Source organism: Aliishimia ponticola (assembly GCF_004803475.1).
Classification (GTDB): Bacteria; Pseudomonadota; Alphaproteobacteria; order Rhodobacterales; family Rhodobacteraceae; genus Aliishimia; species Aliishimia ponticola.
On record NZ_SRKY01000002.1, the window covers coordinates 642,360 to 659,087 of the forward strand.

The following is a 16,728-nucleotide window of genomic DNA, read 5'->3' on the forward strand; positions in this document are numbered from 1 at the left end:
TCGGTGCATCCCAAGATGGAGCGCCGTCTTCCCGGCCTGCGTGCGGCGTGACGCGAAGATAACTGGCGATTTGCAACCTCAAGTCGAAAAAGCCGCCGGTTCAGGTGACATTTTGCTTTGCAGCGCGGGGAAGTGCTGCCATGATATTGTTATCGGGTGCCAGCGCTGCTGCCATATATAGCGTTCAAATAGGGGGACCGATGACAGGAATTTTCAAGAAGCTGGTGCTGCCCCTGGTTGCGGCATTCGCTGTTTCATCGACCGCCGTGGCGCAGGATATTCCGCGCGGTCAGCCTTCCGGCAAGATCGAATGGGGCGTCTATGTGGACCCGGACGGTTGTATGCACTGGTGGGCCGATGGCGGGATCGAAGGGGTCATGGTCTCGCGTCTGCATCCCGAAACCGGCAAGCCGGTCTGCCTGAAGCGCGACACATGCTATGTCGGCGAGGGGGATACCCATTTCGCCACCGACAGCGCGCATCTGACGGCCCATGCCCGCAAGAATCTGCACAAGGTCTTCACGCAAAAGGACGTCTTTGGATACGCGGTCTATGGCCATACGGACAGCCGCGCCTCGCATGCCTATAACCGCGGCCTGTCCAAGCGGCGCGCAGCGGCGGTTGCGAATTACGGGCGCTCTGTCGGGGCGGTGATCGAACAGCAATACGGGTTCGGGGAAACACGTCCCCGGGCGACGAACAAGACCGCAGCGGGGCGCAAGGCCAACCGCCGCGTCGAAGTGATCTGCTACAGGTGGTAATCGCGATGAAAGCAATTCTGAAAAGCCGGCTGATCCTGCCTTGTGCCGCGCTGGCGGCGCTTGGCGCCTGCGTCGAAGGCACTGGCACCTATAGCGGGCCCAATTCGGTGATCGCGACCAATACGGACAAGGGCAAGGATGAAGGCCCGTTCCAGGATAGCCATCCTGCCGTGGTCTACACGCCCGATGGGTGCCAGGTCTGGTATATCGATGACGGGGTAGAGGCCTATGCCGACAACCGGTACGATCCGGTCTCCGGCAAGCCGATCTGCAACGATGCCTATCCGCCGGGCACGGTGGTCGGTCCGTATCAAAGCAGCAATTCCGGGGTGACGGACCGCATACCGGGGCCATCCGGCGTTCCAACGGTGATCCCGACCGAATGATCTTGCGGTCGCGTCAGCCCCGCAGATATTGCCGAACATCACACGGCGCGCCCATGGGTGCGCCGTTTTGCATCCGGGGGGCAAATCACCGCCGGAAACAGGCCCGCGGCGCTTGCGCTAATCGCCCGCCGGTGGCACCCTCAAGACAACGAAAAGACTCAGGAGCAGCCCTTGGACATCGGTACATTCACGTCCGCTGACGTCAAACATTCCGATGGGGTGTCAGAGGCCCTCGTAGCTTTCCCTGATAACCGATTGCTGATCGAACTATGCGGCGAATTCGACCGCAACCTGTCCGACATAGAACAACGCCTAGGCGTTCAGATCGTGCGGCGCGGCAATGAGCTGGCGATCATGGGCGATGGTGACGCGCAGGCCGAAACGGTGAAGCTGCTTGAAACGCTCTATACCCGGCTCGAACAGGGTCGCAGCGTCGAGGCGGAGGATATCGACCGCGAATTGCGGATGGGCGGGTCCGAGGATGGCACCGGCAGCCGCGAGGGCGACCAGCTGGAAATGGATGTGGGCGGCCCGCGGGTCGAGATCAAGACACGCAAGAAGCTGGTCGAGCCGCGCACGGATGCGCAAAAGGCCTATGTCCAAAGCCTGTTCGAGAACGATCTGGCCTTCGGGATCGGCCCGGCAGGGACCGGCAAGACCTATCTGGCGGTGGCCGTGGGGGTGAACATGTTCATCTCGGGCGAGGTGGACCGGATCATTCTCAGCCGTCCGGCGGTGGAGGCGGGCGAGAAGCTTGGCTATCTGCCCGGCGACATGAAGGAAAAGGTCGATCCCTATATGCAGCCGCTCTACGACGCGCTGCATGATTTCCTGCCCGGCAAGCAATTGGCCAAGCTGATCGAAGAGAAAAAGATCGAAATCGCGCCGCTGGCCTTCATGCGGGGGCGCACGCTCAGCCGGGCTTTCGTGGTGCTGGACGAGGCGCAGAATGCCACGTCGATGCAGATGAAGATGTTCCTGACGCGGCTTGGCGAAGGCTCGCGCATGGTGATCACAGGCGACCGCACGCAGATCGACCTGCCGCGCGGGGTGCAATCGGGGCTGCATGACGCGGAACGACTGCTCAAGGGCATCCGCAAGATCGGCTTCAACTATTTCACCTCCAAGGACGTGGTGCGTCACCCGCTCGTGGCGGCGATCATCGAAGCGTATGAGGCCGATGTCGACGGTCTGTAACGGGGCGCGCTGTCACCGGCTGGCTTGCGCCCTTGGGCGAAAGGGCAGCGCGTGACCCCCGATATCGTTGAAGAAGATGCGCGCTGGGCGGATCTGGGGCTGGAGGCGCTGGCCGCCACGGCCATCACCGCGACGCTGACCCATCTCGATCTGGACCCCGACGCGGCAGAGATCGCCATTCTCGCCTGTGACGATGACCGGATCGCCGTTCTCAATTCCGAATTTCGGGGCAAGCCGAGCCCGACCAATGTGCTCAGCTGGCCCGCGCAGGATCTTGTCCCGCCCGAAGCGCCAGAGGCCGATCCCGATGGCAGTCTGCCCCTTGGCGATATTGCGCTGGCCTATGACACCTGTGCGCGCGAAGCCGCCGAACAGGGCAAGCCCATGGCCGATCACGTGACGCATTTGCTTGTTCACGGAATCCTTCATCTTTTAGGTTACGACCACATCCGCGACGAAGATGCCACATTGATGGAGGGGTTGGAGGTCGTGGTACTTGGCAAATTGGGTCTTTCTGACCCATATACGTGAAACGGCGCGGCGAACCCTGCTGCGCGGTATCTGGAAAGGGACGATGGGCGATACGGACGGCTCGTCTGGTGCAGCGCAGGGCGCGCAGCCGGACACGGAAATGGCAAAAACTTCGGGCGGGTTCTTTTCCCGCATGATCGAGGCGTTCAGCCCCGCCGAAACGAACGAAACAGTGGAACCGACGCAGGAGCCTGTCACAGGCGCGCGCACAACCGGCATGGTCAACCTGCGCCGGATGCGGGTGGAGGACGTGGCCGTGCCAAAGGCGGACATCGTCGCGGTGCCGTTGCAATGCACGCTGCCCGAACTTGTTTCGGTCTTCAAGGAAAGCGGGCTGACTCGCCTGCCGGTTTACGACGGCACGCTGGACAACCCGATCGGGTTTGCGCATCTCAAGGATCTCGCGTTGAGCCATGGGTTCAACGGGGATGGACACAGCTTTGACCTGGGCGACATGCTGCGCCCGCTGCTTTTCGTGCCGCCATCGATGACCATCGGTGTGCTGCTGACGAAGATGCAGGCGGAACGGCGGCATATGGCGCTGGTGATCGACGAATACGGCGGTGTCGACGGGCTTGTGACAATCGAAGACCTCATCGAACAGGTCATCGGCGAGATCGAGGATGAGCACGACGTTGACGAAGATCAGCATTGGGTCGTGGAAAAACCCGGCGTCTATACCGCACTGGCCAAGACCCCGCTTGAGGAATTCGAGGCCGAGATCGGCCAGTCGCTGACCGCCCATGACGAGGTCGACGAAGAAGAAATCGATACGCTTGGCGGGCTTGTCTTCATGCTGTCGGGCCGGGTGCCGACGCGCGGTGAGGTCGTTCCGCACCCGGAAGGGCCCGAATTTGAAGTGATCGACGCCGACCCACGCCGGATCAAGCGGCTTCGTGTCCGGGTGCCGGACCTCCAGGAATGATTTTGGACGCGGCGGCGCGTTTGCCGCGTTGGAGCTTTCCGGTGATCTTCGCCGCGCTGGGCTGTCTGTCGGCGGCAGGTTTGCAGCCGCTGGGCCTTTGGTTTGTCACGCTGATCGCCCTTGGCGCGGCGCTTGCGCTGTTTGCACAGGCACGCGGGCCGTGGCAGGGGGCGTTCTGGCTCTGGTCCTTCGGGACGGGGTATTTCGTCACCGGGCTGCGCTGGATTCTCGAACCCTTTCAGGTAGAGGCCGATATTTTCGGCTGGATGGCCCCGTTTGCGCTGGCGCTGATGGCGGCGGGGCTGGCGCTTTTCTGGGGCGCGGCGGGATGGAGCGCGATCCGCTTCGGGGCCGGGCGGCGCGGGATTTGGCTGGTGCTGACGCTGTGCCTTGCGGAATTTGCGCGGGCCTATCTGTTTACGGGTTTTCCCTGGGCGGGGCTGGCGCAAATCTGGGTCGATACGCCGATCTCTGGCGCGCTCTCCGTGGCGGGGCCGCATGGCGTGGCGCTGTTGACCCTGCTGGCGAGTTTCGGCATCGCCGCTTTGGCCGGGCGCGACTGGCGCGGTGCGGCGCTGGGCGCTGGGGCGGCGCTGCTGCTGGCGGGGTTGGCCGTGCGTCTGGCCCCGGTTCCAGCGGATGCGAACACGGCCCGCCCGGTGATCCGCATCGTGCAGCCCAACGCGCCGCAGCACGAGAAATTCGATCCCGATAAGTGGCGCGATTTCTTTTGGCGGCAGGTCGAAGCGACAGAGGCCGCAGGCGACCCGGACCTGATCGTCTGGCCCGAAACCGCGATTCCGATGCTCTTGAACAACGCGCATGAGGCGCTGGACATCGTGGCCGGGGCTGCGGGCGGCACCGATGTCGTGCTTGGTATTCAACGGATGGACCCGCAAAAGCGGTTCTATAACGCGCTGATCGTGGTGGCGGCGGATGGCACCGTGTCTGACATCTATAACAAGCACCACCTTGTGCCCTTCGGGGAATACATGCCGTTCCCTGCGCTGTTCCGAAACCTCGGGATTCGCGGCTTGGCCGAACGGGCCGATGGCGGCTACAGCGCCGGGCCGGGGCCGCGCATGATCACGGCCAGCGGTTTGCGCGCGCTTCCGCTGATCTGCTACGAGGCCGTCTTCCCGCAATATGGCCGCGCGGCAGAAGGGCGGCCCGATCTCTTGCTTCAGATCACCAATGATGCGTGGTTCGGGACCTATGCCGGCCCGCAGCAGCATCTGGCGCAGGCGCGGATGCGCGCCATCGAACAGGGCCTGCCGCTGGTCCGGTCGGCAAATACCGGGATTTCCGCGATGATCGGCCCAACCGGGCAGGTTCTGGCGTCCTTGCCGCTGGGCACCCATGGCTTTGTCGATGCGCCTTTGCCCGCGCCGCTGCCACCGACATTCTATGCGCGCACCGGCGATTGGGTTGCCTTTTTCGTGCTCATGGCGGGTTTCTTTTTGGTGAACGCCGCGCCCGGTCTCGCGCGGAAAGGGAAATCGCATTGACCGTCGCCTGACGCCCGCGTATGTCGGTTCGACGGCTGCTACAACGGCTTCCTGGCGTAGCAGCGACGTATCATAACGGAGCACTTTCATGTCCAGACAGAACTACACCTTCACCTCGGAATCCGTTTCGGAGGGGCACCCCGACAAGGTGTGCGACCGCATTTCAGATGCGATCCTTGACGCATTCCTGACAGAGGAGGCGACAGCGCGCGTCGCGTGCGAGACTTTCGCGACCTCCGGCATGGTGGTCATCGGTGGCGAGGTGGGGCTGTCCGATCAGGACAAGCTGAAGAACTACATGGGCCGCATCGGCCAGATTGCGCGCGATTGCATCCGCGATATCGGCTATGAGCAAGAGCAGTTCCACTGGAACACCTGCCATGTGCTGAACTTCCTGCATGAGCAATCGGCGCATATCGCGCAGGGCGTCGACAAGGATGGCGCGGGCGATCAGGGGATCATGTTCGGCTATGCGACCGACGAAACCCCCGAATTGATGCCGGCACCGATCCAGTATTCCCACGCAATTTTGCGCCGTCTGGCCGAGGTGCGTAAATCCGGCGAGCAGCCCACGCTGCGCCCCGACGCCAAATCGCAGCTGTCCGTGCGCTATGAAGACGGCAAGCCGGTTGGGGTGTCTTCCATCGTGTTGTCGACGCAGCATGAAAGCGAGGATCAAACCTCCGACGATATCCGCGCCATCGTGGAACCTTACATCCGCGAGATTCTGCCTTCTGGCTGGATTTCCGAGGAAACTGAATGGTGGGTCAACCCGACCGGCACTTTCGTGATCGGCGGGCCGGATGGCGATGCGGGTCTGACGGGCCGCAAGATCATCGTGGACACCTATGGCGGCGCGGCGCCGCACGGGGGCGGGGCGTTCTCCGGCAAAGACCCGACCAAGGTGGACCGCTCGGCGGCCTATGCAGCGCGCTACGTGGCCAAGAATATCGTGGCGGCGGGTCTGGCAAAGAAATGCACGGTGCAGCTGTCCTATGCGATCGGCGTGGCCAAGCCGCTGTCGATCTATGTGGATACCTACGGCACGGGCGAACTTCCCGATGCGGTGATCGAAACGGCAATCGGCAAGGTGGTCGATCTGACCCCGCGCGGCATCCGTGAGCATCTGGACCTCAACAAGCCGATCTATGAACGCACGGCGGCTTATGGCCATTTCGGCCGCGAGCCAGAAGCCGATGGCGGGTTCAGCTGGGAAAAGACCGATTTGGTCGAGGCGCTGAAGAAAGCCGTCTGATCGGGCCTGTTCTGGCAAGTGGTATTCGAGGGCGCTCCCATTCCGGGGGCGCCTGTTGCTTTTCGGAAAGGGGGCGGCCGCCGCGCGGCATGGTTTCAGCGGCCGTGGCCGCTCTGGCGCTTGCCCCGGTGCGGCGGCGCGGGTAAAGGCCCGGGCCATGACAACTCCTGAACGCCCGCACCGCAATTTCTATGGCCGCCGCAAGGGCAAGCACCTGAAGGCCAGTCAAGAACGCTATGTCGAAGAAGACCTCGCCGCGTTGAGCCCCGGCGCGGTGGACTGGGACGTGAACCCGGACCGGACACCGTTGGATGTGGCGACGCTGTTCGGCGGGCGCGATCTGTGGCTGGAGGTCGGGTTCGGCGGCGGCGAGCACATGGTGCATCAGGCCGCGCAGAACCCGGATGTCGGAATCATCGGGTGTGAGCCGTATATCAACGGTGTGGCCATGCTGCTGGGCAAGATCCGCAAGGCCGGTGTCCAGAATCTGCGCGTGTATCCGGGCGATGCGCGCGACATGTTCGACGTGCTGCCGGACGCGTCGATTTCCAAGGCGTTTCTGCTCTATCCCGACCCGTGGCCCAAGGCGCGCCACCATCGTCGCCGCTTTGTGACGCCCGAACATCTGGAGCCGCTGGCACGGGTGCTCAAGCCCGGGGCGGAGTTCCGCGTGGCCACCGATATTCCCGATTACGTGCGCCAGACGCTGGAACAGGTGCCGCGTCATGGATTCGAATGGCTGGCCGAAGGGCCACAGGATTGGCGGGTCGCGTGGGATGACTGGATTTCGACGCGCTACGAACAAAAGGCGCTGCGCGAGGGCCGGGTGCCGCATTACCTGACTTTCCGCAAAATCTAAGGCCGGGTGCCGGATTTCGGCACGAAATCCGTCCCGGAAACCGTGCCGGTTTCCGGCGCGCGCCTGGAACGTCCCGGTGATGGACCTTCGCGCGCGGGATTGGTATCAGGCGGCAATATCTCAAGAAGGAGTGGCCGATGTCAGGTCATGGCGATCCGGTTCCGATGATCTCCCACCCGGTGACGGGGCTTACAGGCGTGGCCGATGTGCCCGGCGACAAGTCGATTTCCCACCGCGCGTTGATCCTCGGGGCACTGAGCGTGGGGGAGACTCGGGTGACGGGCCTTCTCGAAGGGCAGGACGTGCTCGATACCGCAAAGGCGATGCGCGCCTTCGGGGCCGAGATCGAAAAGCGCGGCGACACATGGCATGTGCATGGGGTTGGCGTTGGCGGCTTTGCGGAGCCGGACCAGGTGATCGATTGCGGCAACTCCGGCACCGGTGTGCGGCTGATCATGGGCTGCATGGCGACCTCGCCGATCAGCGCGACCTTTACCGGCGATGCCTCGCTCAACAAGCGGCCGATGGCGCGGGTGACCGATCCGCTGGCGCTCTTCGGGGCGCAGGCGGTGGGCCGGTCCGGCGGGCGCTTGCCCATGACCATCGTCGGCGCGGCAGAACCTGTGCCGGTGCGCTATGTGGTGCCGATGCCGTCGGCGCAGGTGAAATCGGCGGTTCTGCTGGCGGGTCTTGGTGCGCCGGGTCAGACGGTCGTGATCGAAAAGGAAGCCACCCGCGACCATACGGAACGGATGCTGCGCGGCTTTGGCGCCGAGCTCTCGGTCGAGGACAGGGAAGAAGGCCGCGTCATCACGCTGACCGGGCAGCCGGAACTGACCGCGCAGGACATCGCCGTGCCGCGGGACCCGTCTTCTGCGGCCTTCCCTGTCTGCGCGGCCATTGTCACGCCGGGATCGGATGTGCTGGTGCCGGGCATCGGGCTGAACCCGACGCGGGCGGGGCTGTTTACCACGCTGCGCGAAATGGGCGCGGATCTGACCTATGAGAATGAGCGCGAAGAGGGCGGCGAGCCTGTGGCGGACCTGCGCGCGCGGTATTCGCCCGACATGGTGGGGATCGACGTCCCGCCAGAGCGTGCGGCCTCCATGATCGACGAATACCCGATCCTGTCGATTGTCGCATCCACCGCGCGCGGGCGCACCATGATGGCGGGCGTCAAGGAGTTGCGGGTCAAGGAATCCGACCGGATCGATGCGATGGCCACGGGGCTGCGCGCCAATGGCGTTACCGTGGACGAGGGTGAGGATTGGTGGGCGGTCGACGGGCTCGGCCCGCAAGGGGTGCCCGGCGGCGGCACCTGCGCGACGCATCTGGACCACCGTATCGCGATGTCCTTCCTGATCCTTGGCATGGCCGCGCAAGCGCCGGTTAGCGTCGATGATGGCGGCCCGATCTCGACCTCTTTCCCGATTTTCACCGACCTGATGCACGCATTGGGAGCCCGGATCGAGGCTGTGTGATCATGGGCCGGTTCTTCATCCTCAGCCTCGTCGTCGCGATCCTGTGCCTCGCCGCGTTCCGTTTTCTGGTGCCGGGCCTTACGGCTGTCGAAACGCTGCCCTTCGATCTGCGCTTTGGCGGCTATGACCTGACCAGCACACAGGACTATCTGCGCGATCTGGACGCGCGCGGGCAAACCGGCGCCTATCTGACATTCTATCGCTGGATCGACACGGTCTTTCCCGTGGCGGTCTTCGGTGTCGTCGCATCGGCGATCTGGGGGCTGTGGTGGCGTCCGGCGCCCGCCATTGCGGTGCTGGGTATCCTCGTTTCGGCGGGCTACGTGGTGGCCGATTACGTCGAAAACGCCTCTGTCGCGGCGCTGTTGCGCACGGGGGCCGACGGGGTGACAGCGGATGCCGTGCTGATCGCATCCTCGGCCACGCAGGGCAAATGGGTCGCGCTGCTTGCGGCGGCGATGCTGGCGGTGCTTGGGCTTTTGGTGACGCTGGTGCGGGGGCGCGACTGATGGCCTTCACTATCGCCATCGACGGGCCAGCGGCGGCGGGCAAGGGGACGATCTCCAAGGCGGTCGCGGCGCATTTCGGCTTTGCCCATCTGGATACCGGGCTGCTGTATCGGGCGGTGGGGGCCAAGCTGCTGGCCGGGGTGGACCCGATCGTGGCCGCGCAATCGCTGGTGCCCGAGGATCTGGAAGACCCCAGCTTGCGCACGCCGGATGTGGCGCAGGCGGCCTCCAAGGTGGCGGTCATCGGCGAGGTGCGTGCCGCGCTGCTCGACTTTCAGCGCGCCTTTGCCCGCCGGGCAGGTGGCGCGGTGCTGGATGGGCGCGACATCGGCACGGTGATCTGCCCACGGGCCGAGGCAAAGCTGTTCGTCACCGCCAGCGCAGAGGTGCGGGCGGATCGCCGCTGCAAGGAACTGATCGGGCGCGGGATCGAGGCCGATTTCGACACGGTCCTGGCCGATGTCAAAGCCCGTGATGCCCGCGATATGGAACGCAGCGAAGCGCCGCTGAAACCGGCGCAGGGTGCGGTGCTGATCGACACGTCCGAGTTGGACATCGACGCCGCCATTGCCGCTGCCATTGCCGCGATCGAGGCCCGCAAGGGCGCATAACCTCCCCGCGCCGGGCTTGACAGTCCGCGCCTGCCGGTCACTGTGACCCGGAAAATCGGGCGACAAGAGGGGCGGCGATGAAACAGCGCAAAATCGGTGAAGCGGCGGTGTCGGCACTGGGATATGGGGCCATGTCCTTTGCCGAATTCTACGGGCCGACAACGGAAGAAAACTCCTTCGCCATACTCGATGCCTGCCGCGACGCGGGCGTGACGCATATCGACACGTCGAATGTCTACGGCATGGGCCGATCGGAAAAGGCCATCGGCCAATATCTGAAGGACCATCCCGGCGCGCGCGACAGCTTCCATATCGCGACCAAGGCGGCGATCACCCGGCGGGACGGGGCGCGGTTCTTCGACAACTCGGCCGAGCATCTGGAAAGCGAACTTGATGCCTCGCTCGAGAAGATGGGGATCGAGTGTGTGGATTTGTTCTATGTCCACCGGCGCGAGGCTGAACGCCCCATCGAAGAGGTGGCCGAAACGCTGGGCCGTCTGGTCGCCAAGGGCAAGACGCGCGCCGTCGGCTTTTCCGAAATCGCGCCCTCGTCGCTGCGGCGTGCCCATGCGGTGCATCCGGTGGCGGCGGTGCAGTCGGAATATTCGCTGCAAACCCGCGCGCCGGAACTGGGGCTGGTGCAGACCTGTGCCGAACTGGGCGTGGCGCTGGTCGCGTTCTCGCCCGTGGGGCGGTCGCTTCTGACCGACCATCCGCTGGATGCCGACATCATTCCCAGCCTGCCCTTCCTTGCGCCCAACCCGCGCTTTGCGCCGCCCAACTACGCGCGCAATCTGGAACTCACCGCACCGTTCCGCGCGCTGGCCGCCGAAATGGGCCTGCCCGCCGCCGGGCTTGCGGTGGCGTGGTGCCTGGCCAAGGGCGATCATGTGATCCCGATACCGGGCACGCGCTCGGTCGCTCACTTCCGCGAGTTGCTGGCCGGGGCCGAGGCGGAGCTGAAGCCCGAGGACGTGGCCCGGATCGAGACCGTTCTGCCGGTGGGCTGGGCGCATGGCGACCGCTATTCGGCGGATCAGTGGGTCGGGCCAGAGCGGTATTGCTAAGCCTCACAGGCGATCACGACAGAGTGGTTTCGGGATTGGGGCGACCCGCGCTAGGCTGGCAAGACCAGCAACGGGGGGATCGACATGCAACGCAGACTATTGGCACCGGGTCGGGGAATTGCCGCCACGCTGGGGCTTTGCCTTTGTGCGGCCATGGCGATGGCGCAGGACGCGCCGGGTTCTGCCAAGCCGGACCCGCAACTGCCGCAGCCGCCCGCCTCTGAACCCCCTGCGGTCGAACCGCCGATGACCTTTGCACGTCTGGCCGCGATCGTGACGGCTGTTGATCCGGAGGCGCGGGTCTTTGGCAATGGTGTCGAATTCACGCTGGACGACATTCCCATCATCGTGGTGGCCGATATACGCGCGGACCGGATGCGGGCGATGGTGCCGATCCGCTCTGCCGAGGGGCTGTCGCCGGACGAATTGATGCGGCTGATGCAGGCCAATTTCGATTCGGCGCTGGATGCGCGCTACGCGGTGGCGCAGGGGCGGCTGTGGGGCGTGTTCATCCACCCGCTTTCACCGTTGGAGCGCGAGCAATTCCTGTCGGGGCTGGTGCAGACGATCAACCTCGCCCGGACCTATGGATCGGCCTATTCGGGCGGTGCGATGATCTTTGGCGGCGGCGACACGAATGACATCTATCGCGGCCTTCTCGAAGAGCTTCTGAAAAAGGGCGAGGCGCTATAGACCCGCACATGCCAGTGCCCGCACCCTGATCGGCGCCGGGTCAGACCGGTTCCACCGTGCGCGCCGCTTCGGCATCGAACTTGGCGCGGGCCGCGTCGATATTGGGCAGATTCTTGAGCGCCCATTCCCCCATCGCCCGGACCGGTGCGCAAAAGGATTTGCCCAGCGGGGTCAGCGCATATTCGACCTTGGGCGGGATCGTCGGGTAATAGGTGCGGCGCACCAGCCCGTCGCGTTCCAGATCGCGCAAGGTCAGGCTGAGCATCCGCTGCGAGATGCCCAGATGCCGCTTGAGTTCGTTGAAGCGCATCACCTCTGCGTAATCCAGCGAGATCACGATCAACATGCTCCAGCGGTCGCCGATCCGCGACAGCACTTCGTTGATCCGGGAGCAATCGGGGCAATCCGAGCCGTCCATCATGGGTGGTTCCCTTTTTGTAACCGACATTCCGAAATGTGCCTTCTTGCAGGCGCGTCAGTGTCGATTATATCGCCAGTTACAAATTTATACCACTGTGATGAGGACTCTCATGAGCACGACCCTGTTTGACAAGTTGAGCTGGCGCTACGCAACCAAGAAGATGGACCCGTCCAAGCCGGTTCCGCAGGAAAAGGTCGACAAGATCGTCGAAGCGGTGCGGATGGCGCCGACCTCGTCGGGCACGCAGCCCTATCACCTGTTTGTCGTGACCAACCCGGAAACACGGGCGGAAATCCGCAAGGTGGCATGGGATCAGGCGCAGATCACCGACGGATCGCACCTGCTGGTCTTCGCCGCGTGGGACAACTATTCCGAAGGCCGGATCGACGCGGTTCTGTCGCAGCTTGAGCAAGAGCGCGGCAAGGCCGAACTGCTGACCAATTACTACGAGAACCTCAAGGCTAACTACCTGCCGCGCGATGCCGAGGTGAACTACAACCACGCCGCGCGTCAGGCCTATATCGGGCTGGGCTTCGCGCTTGCTGCGGCGGCGGAACTGGATGTCGACAGCACGCCGATGGAAGGGTTCGACCCTGAGAAGGTCGATGAAATCCTCGGCCTCAAGGACAAGGGGCTGCGGTCCGTCCTGCTGCTGCCGCTGGGCTACCGCGAGGCCGACAAGGATTGGCTGGTGAACATGAAGAAAGTCCGCAAGCCGCGCGAAGAATTCGTCACCGAACTGGCCTGAGGCTGCCCGAAACGAGGCAAAATTAGACAACGGGCGGGGGCATGGCTCCGCCCGTTGCGGTATCTCTACCGCGCCAGATCAGCTCTTGCGGCGGCGGGTTGCGGCAAAGCCAAGCAGACCGGTGGCCAGCAAGGCGGCCCCGGCTGGCAGTGGCACCGGCGCGACACTGGCCGAATAGCCGGTGGTGCGGATTTCCTCGCCACCAAAATACTCCCAAGCCAGGAAGCTGTCGGAAATCTGATACCCCGACGGGCCGACGGAGCGGCTGCCAAAGAACAAGTCGGCCGTGCCCGTGCCGCCTGTGCCTGCCCATTCCCCGAACATGCGGAAGGACAGAAGGGTCGGATCACCGGCGGTCAGGTCGGTATCGGTCCACAGGGCGGCCTCTGCGCCATCGGGTCCAATAAGGGTTGTCAGGATATCCGATGTTTCCCACGTCGCGCTGCCTAGGGTGACCGGATCTTTCAGCGACACGTCGGAATAACCGAAATGATCATGGACTACGGCGACCGACCCTCCGGCGGGATAGCTGACGACGCTGGCGGTATCCACCAACAGCGTGAAGTTGATCGATCCCGCGGACGGCGCGATGCCGAAGACGAGATCATCATTGTCTTCCGGCGGAGCGGACGGGCTTGAGGTGCCGGTGGAACTGACGTCAAAATCAGCGGCAGTCCAGCTGGCCGTCACGTCCAGTTCGATAACCGCAGCAGACGCAGTTGTGGCAAGCCACATGGCGCCGGCAGCAGCGAGGGGTAGTATGGTTCTATGAAAAATCGTCATGAACATCTCCTTTTCACTTAAATATCCGGGGCAAACTCGACCCGGTGCGATTAGCGTACGAGGCGGCCCCGAAATGCCGCAAGTCAGGAATTCCGCCAGTTGGGCGGTGGCAAGCGGTTTTCGGGGGCGTTCCAGGGCGGTGCTCTTGCAAACGGGCCGATCTTCACGTATACGCGCCCGCGTTGAAGCGGGGAAACACCCGCACAGGCGAGCAGGGTCGGAAATCCGGCCCTGTTTGTGTTTATTTCAACCAACCCAAAGACCGGCGGAGACAACCGCGCGGCCAGCAACAATTGAAAAGGACTTGAAACGCCATATGGCTGATACAACCATGGAGGAATTCGAAGCCCTCCTGCAAGAAAGCTTCGAGATGGACACGCCCGAAGAAGGGTCTGTTGTCAAAGGTAAGGTCATCGCAATCGAAGCGGGCCAAGCCATCATCGATGTCGGCTACAAGATGGAAGGCCGCGTCGATCTGAAAGAATTCGCAGAACCCGGTGAAGCCCCGAAAGTGGAAGTCGGCGACGAGGTAGAAGTCTACCTGCGCGCGGCTGAAAACGCCCGTGGTGAAGCAGTCGTCTCCCGCGAGATGGCCCGCCGCGAAGAAGCCTGGGACCGCCTGGAAAAAGCATATGCCGACGACGCACGTGTCGAAGGCGCGATCTTTGGCCGCGTCAAAGGCGGCTTCACTGTCGATCTGGGCGGCGCGGTTGCGTTCCTGCCCGGTTCTCAGGTTGATGTGCGCCCCGTGCGCGACGCKGGCCCGCTGATGGGTCTCAAGCAGCCGTTCCAGATCCTGAAGATGGACCGTCGCCGTGGCAACATTGTTGTGTCGCGCCGTGCGATCCTCGAAGAATCCCGCGCCGAACAGCGTGCGGAAGTGATCGGCAACCTGACCGAAGGTCAGACCGTGGAAGGCGTTGTCAAGAACATCACCGAATACGGCGCATTCGTCGATCTGGGCGGTGTTGACGGCCTGCTGCACGTTACCGACATGGCATGGCGCCGGGTCAACCACCCGTCCGAAATCCTGTCGATCGGCGAGACGATCAATGTTCAGGTCATCAAGATCAACAAAGAGACGCACCGCATCAGCCTTGGCATGAAGCAGTTGCAGGAAGATCCGTGGGATCTGGTTGCGGTCAAGTACCCGCTGGAATCCACGCATACCGGCCGCGTCACCAACATCACCGATTACGGTGCCTTTGTTGAGCTGGAGCCGGGCGTCGAAGGTCTGGTCCACGTGTCCGAAATGTCCTGGACCAAAAAGAACGTCCATCCGGGCAAGATCGTGTCGACCTCGCAGGAAGTCGAAGTCATGGTTCTGGAAATCGACAGCGCCAAGCGCCGCGTTTCCCTGGGCCTCAAGCAGACCATGCGCAACCCGTGGGAAGTCTTTGCAGAGACACACCCGGAAGGCACCGAGGTCGAAGGCGAAGTCAAGAACATCACCGAATTCGGTCTGTTCATCGGCCTCGACGGCGACATCGACGGCATGGTTCACCTCTCCGACCTGTCTTGGGACGAGCGTGGCGAGGATGCGATCCAGAACTACCGCAAAGGCGACATGGTTCAGGCCGTTGTCTCTGAAGTCGACGTCGAGAAAGAGCGTATCTCGCTCTCCATCAAGGCGCTGGGCGGTGACAAGTTCGCAGAAGCCGTTGGCGGCGTGAAGCGTGGCTCCATCGTGACCGTGGAAGTGACCGCGATCGAAGATGGTGGCGTCGAAGTGGAATACGAAGGCATGAAATCCTTCATCCGCCGCTCCGACCTGTCGCGTGACCGTGCAGAGCAGCGCCCCGAGCGCTTCACTGTCGGTGACAAGGTCGACGTGCGCATCACCAATATCGACGCCAAGAGCCGTCGTCTGGGCGTGTCCATCAAGGCACGTGAGATCGCAGAAGAGAAAGAGGCCGTCGAACAGTATGGTTCCTCCGACTCTGGTGCATCGCTGGGCGATATCCTCGGCGCAGCGCTGAAGGGCGACGAGTAATCCGTCGCGGCTTCGCTGAAGCTGACACAAGATCAGGGGCCTCGCGGTAACGCGGGGCCTTTTTCCTTTGCGGGACCATGCAACCGAGCACCCGCCGGAACGCCCAAGCGTTCCCTCCGGCGCGGCGCAGAATCACCGACCCGCCGATGAAATCGACGCGAATCGCAGATTTCGTCATACGGGCGGACGGGCTGTGCAAAACGCGCGATGGGCGAGCAAAGACGGGCAATTTCGTGCCAACTTGCGAAAAACACCGGGGAAAATCGGTGCGAAGCGCAAAGCGGCGACTTCCGAACTGATCGGTTTGTTTCTATAGTCACCGGATAAAACATAACCACCCGGTTCGGGGATGGGGAGGATACACATGATCCGCTCGGAATTGATTCAGCGTATCGCGGATGAAAATCCGCATCTTTACCAACGTGATGTTGAGCGTATCGTAAATACGATTTTCGATGAGGTCACTGATGCGATGTCGCGCGGTGATCGCGTGGAGCTGCGCGGCTTTGGCGCGTTCTCCGTCAAGAAGCGCAATGCGCGCACCGGGCGCAACCCGCGCACGGGCGAAAGTGTCGAAGTGGAAGAAAAGCACGTGCCGTTCTTCAAGACCGGCAAGCTGCTGCGTGATCGTCTGAACGGGAAAGCCTGATGCGTTATATTCGGTATATGTCGATTGCCATTTTTGCGGTGGCGCTGATTGCGGTTGCTCTGGCCAATCGCCAAATGGTCGAACTCAAGCTGCTGCCCTCCGAGATTGCCGGTTGGTTCTCTCTTGCGCCGCGGATAGAGCTGCCGCTGTTTGCCGTGATCTTTGGCGGTATTCTGGCGGGTCTGCTGGTCGGCTTCATCTGGGAATGGATGCGCGAATACAGCCAGCGCGCCGAAGCGGCCAAGATGGCGCGCGAAAAGCGCAAGCTGGAACGCCAGGTGCGCCGCCTCAAGGGTGAAAAGCACGAAGGCAAGGACGAGGTTCTCGCCCTGCTGGACGAAGCCAGCTAAG

General features: G+C 63.1%; 19 protein-coding genes and 1 riboswitch. Of the genes, 17 read left to right on the forward strand and 2 right to left on the reverse strand.

What is annotated here, in order from left to right:
• Positions 1 to 200 precede the first annotated feature (200 nt).
• From E4Z66_RS09445 to E4Z66_RS09505, 13 genes are all read left to right on the forward strand, one after another.
• Positions 201 to 761, forward strand: coding sequence for an OmpA family protein (locus E4Z66_RS09445; RefSeq protein WP_246035947.1), 561 nt, complete (start codon positions 201 to 203; stop codon positions 759 to 761).
• A gap of 5 nt (positions 762 to 766) precedes the next feature.
• Positions 767 to 1,147: a hypothetical protein gene (locus E4Z66_RS09450; RefSeq protein WP_136462746.1), complete on the forward strand. Its 381-nt coding sequence runs from the start codon at positions 767 to 769 to the stop codon at positions 1,145 to 1,147.
• 177 nt (positions 1,148 to 1,324) lie between these two features.
• Entirely contained in the window at positions 1,325 to 2,344 is a 1,020-nt protein-coding gene (locus E4Z66_RS09455; protein WP_136463079.1) for a PhoH family protein, read from the forward strand.
• A gap of 51 nt (positions 2,345 to 2,395) precedes the next feature.
• On the forward strand, positions 2,396 to 2,875 hold the full coding sequence (ybeY, locus tag E4Z66_RS09460) for an rRNA maturation RNase YbeY (RefSeq protein WP_136462747.1): 480 nt from the start codon (positions 2,396 to 2,398) through the stop codon (positions 2,873 to 2,875).
• A 43-nt stretch (positions 2,876 to 2,918) separates the two neighbouring features.
• Positions 2,919 to 3,800 carry a hemolysin family protein gene (locus E4Z66_RS09465; protein WP_136463080.1) on the forward strand — a complete coding sequence of 294 codons (882 nt, stop codon included), beginning with the start codon at positions 2,919 to 2,921 and terminating at the stop codon, positions 3,798 to 3,800.
• On the forward strand, positions 3,797 to 5,308 hold the full coding sequence (gene lnt / locus E4Z66_RS09470) for an apolipoprotein N-acyltransferase (protein WP_136462748.1): 1,512 nt from the start codon (positions 3,797 to 3,799) through the stop codon (positions 5,306 to 5,308). Before E4Z66_RS09465 ends, lnt begins: the two co-directional genes overlap by 4 nt.
• Before the next feature lie 32 nt (positions 5,309 to 5,340).
• A riboswitch (SAM-SAH riboswitch) is annotated at positions 5,341 to 5,391 on the forward strand.
• Positions 5,392 to 5,396: 5 nt separating this feature from the next.
• On the forward strand, positions 5,397 to 6,563 hold the full coding sequence (gene metK, locus E4Z66_RS09475; protein WP_136462749.1) for a methionine adenosyltransferase: 1,167 nt from the start codon (positions 5,397 to 5,399) through the stop codon (positions 6,561 to 6,563).
• 157 nt (positions 6,564 to 6,720) lie between these two features.
• Entirely contained in the window at positions 6,721 to 7,422 is a 702-nt protein-coding gene (trmB, locus tag E4Z66_RS09480) for a tRNA (guanosine(46)-N7)-methyltransferase TrmB (protein ID WP_136462750.1), read from the forward strand.
• A 137-nt stretch (positions 7,423 to 7,559) separates the two neighbouring features.
• The gene (aroA, locus tag E4Z66_RS09485) at positions 7,560 to 8,903 is read left to right on the forward strand and encodes a 3-phosphoshikimate 1-carboxyvinyltransferase (RefSeq protein WP_136462751.1); all 1,344 of its coding nucleotides are present in this window, start codon (positions 7,560 to 7,562) and stop codon (positions 8,901 to 8,903) included.
• Between the two features lie 2 nt (positions 8,904 to 8,905).
• Positions 8,906 to 9,412 (forward strand): hypothetical protein, encoded by a 507-nt coding sequence (locus E4Z66_RS09490; RefSeq protein WP_136462752.1) that lies wholly within the window; start codon positions 8,906 to 8,908, stop codon positions 9,410 to 9,412.
• On the forward strand, positions 9,412 to 10,023 hold the full coding sequence (locus E4Z66_RS09495; protein WP_136462753.1) for a (d)CMP kinase: 612 nt from the start codon (positions 9,412 to 9,414) through the stop codon (positions 10,021 to 10,023). The genes E4Z66_RS09490 and E4Z66_RS09495 overlap by 1 nt, the downstream gene beginning before the upstream one ends.
• 77 nt (positions 10,024 to 10,100) lie before the next feature.
• The gene (locus E4Z66_RS09500) at positions 10,101 to 11,090 is read left to right on the forward strand and encodes an aldo/keto reductase (RefSeq protein ID WP_136462754.1); all 990 of its coding nucleotides are present in this window, start codon (positions 10,101 to 10,103) and stop codon (positions 11,088 to 11,090) included.
• Between the two features lie 84 nt (positions 11,091 to 11,174).
• A complete protein-coding gene (locus E4Z66_RS09505; RefSeq protein ID WP_136462755.1) occupies positions 11,175 to 11,783 on the forward strand; it encodes a hypothetical protein in 609 nt (202 codons plus the stop codon).
• Between the two features lie 40 nt (positions 11,784 to 11,823).
• Here E4Z66_RS09505 and E4Z66_RS09510 read toward each other — a convergent pair whose 3' ends face one another.
• Positions 11,824 to 12,204: a winged helix-turn-helix transcriptional regulator gene (locus E4Z66_RS09510; protein ID WP_342773446.1), complete on the reverse strand. Its 381-nt coding sequence runs from the start codon at positions 12,202 to 12,204 to the stop codon at positions 11,824 to 11,826.
• 109 nt (positions 12,205 to 12,313) lie between these two features.
• On the opposite strand from E4Z66_RS09510, the gene E4Z66_RS09515 reads away from it, so the two are divergent.
• Positions 12,314 to 12,952 (forward strand): NAD(P)H-dependent oxidoreductase, encoded by a 639-nt coding sequence (locus E4Z66_RS09515; protein WP_136462756.1) that lies wholly within the window; start codon positions 12,314 to 12,316, stop codon positions 12,950 to 12,952.
• A gap of 78 nt (positions 12,953 to 13,030) precedes the next feature.
• Here the strand turns inward: E4Z66_RS09515 and E4Z66_RS09520 are convergent, their stop codons facing one another.
• Entirely contained in the window at positions 13,031 to 13,735 is a 705-nt protein-coding gene (locus tag E4Z66_RS09520) for a VPLPA-CTERM sorting domain-containing protein (RefSeq protein WP_168797766.1), read from the reverse strand.
• 73 nt (positions 13,736 to 13,808) lie between these two features.
• Between E4Z66_RS09520 and rpsA the strand changes: the two genes are divergently transcribed.
• The 3 genes from rpsA (at position 13,809) to E4Z66_RS09535 (ending at position 16,727) form a co-directional block, all read left to right on the forward strand.
• A complete protein-coding gene (rpsA, locus tag E4Z66_RS09525) occupies positions 13,809 to 15,728 on the forward strand; it encodes a 30S ribosomal protein S1 (RefSeq protein ID WP_281276213.1) in 1,920 nt (639 codons plus the stop codon).
• Positions 15,729 to 16,092: 364 nt separating this feature from the next.
• Positions 16,093 to 16,377, forward strand: a complete 285-nt coding sequence (gene ihfB, locus E4Z66_RS09530) for an integration host factor subunit beta (protein WP_136462759.1) — start codon at positions 16,093 to 16,095, stop codon at positions 16,375 to 16,377.
• Complete coding sequence (locus E4Z66_RS09535; protein ID WP_136462760.1) at positions 16,377 to 16,727, forward strand: LapA family protein; 351 nt, start codon at positions 16,377 to 16,379, stop codon at positions 16,725 to 16,727. Before ihfB ends, E4Z66_RS09535 begins: the two co-directional genes overlap by 1 nt.
• Position 16,728 lies beyond the last annotated feature (1 nt).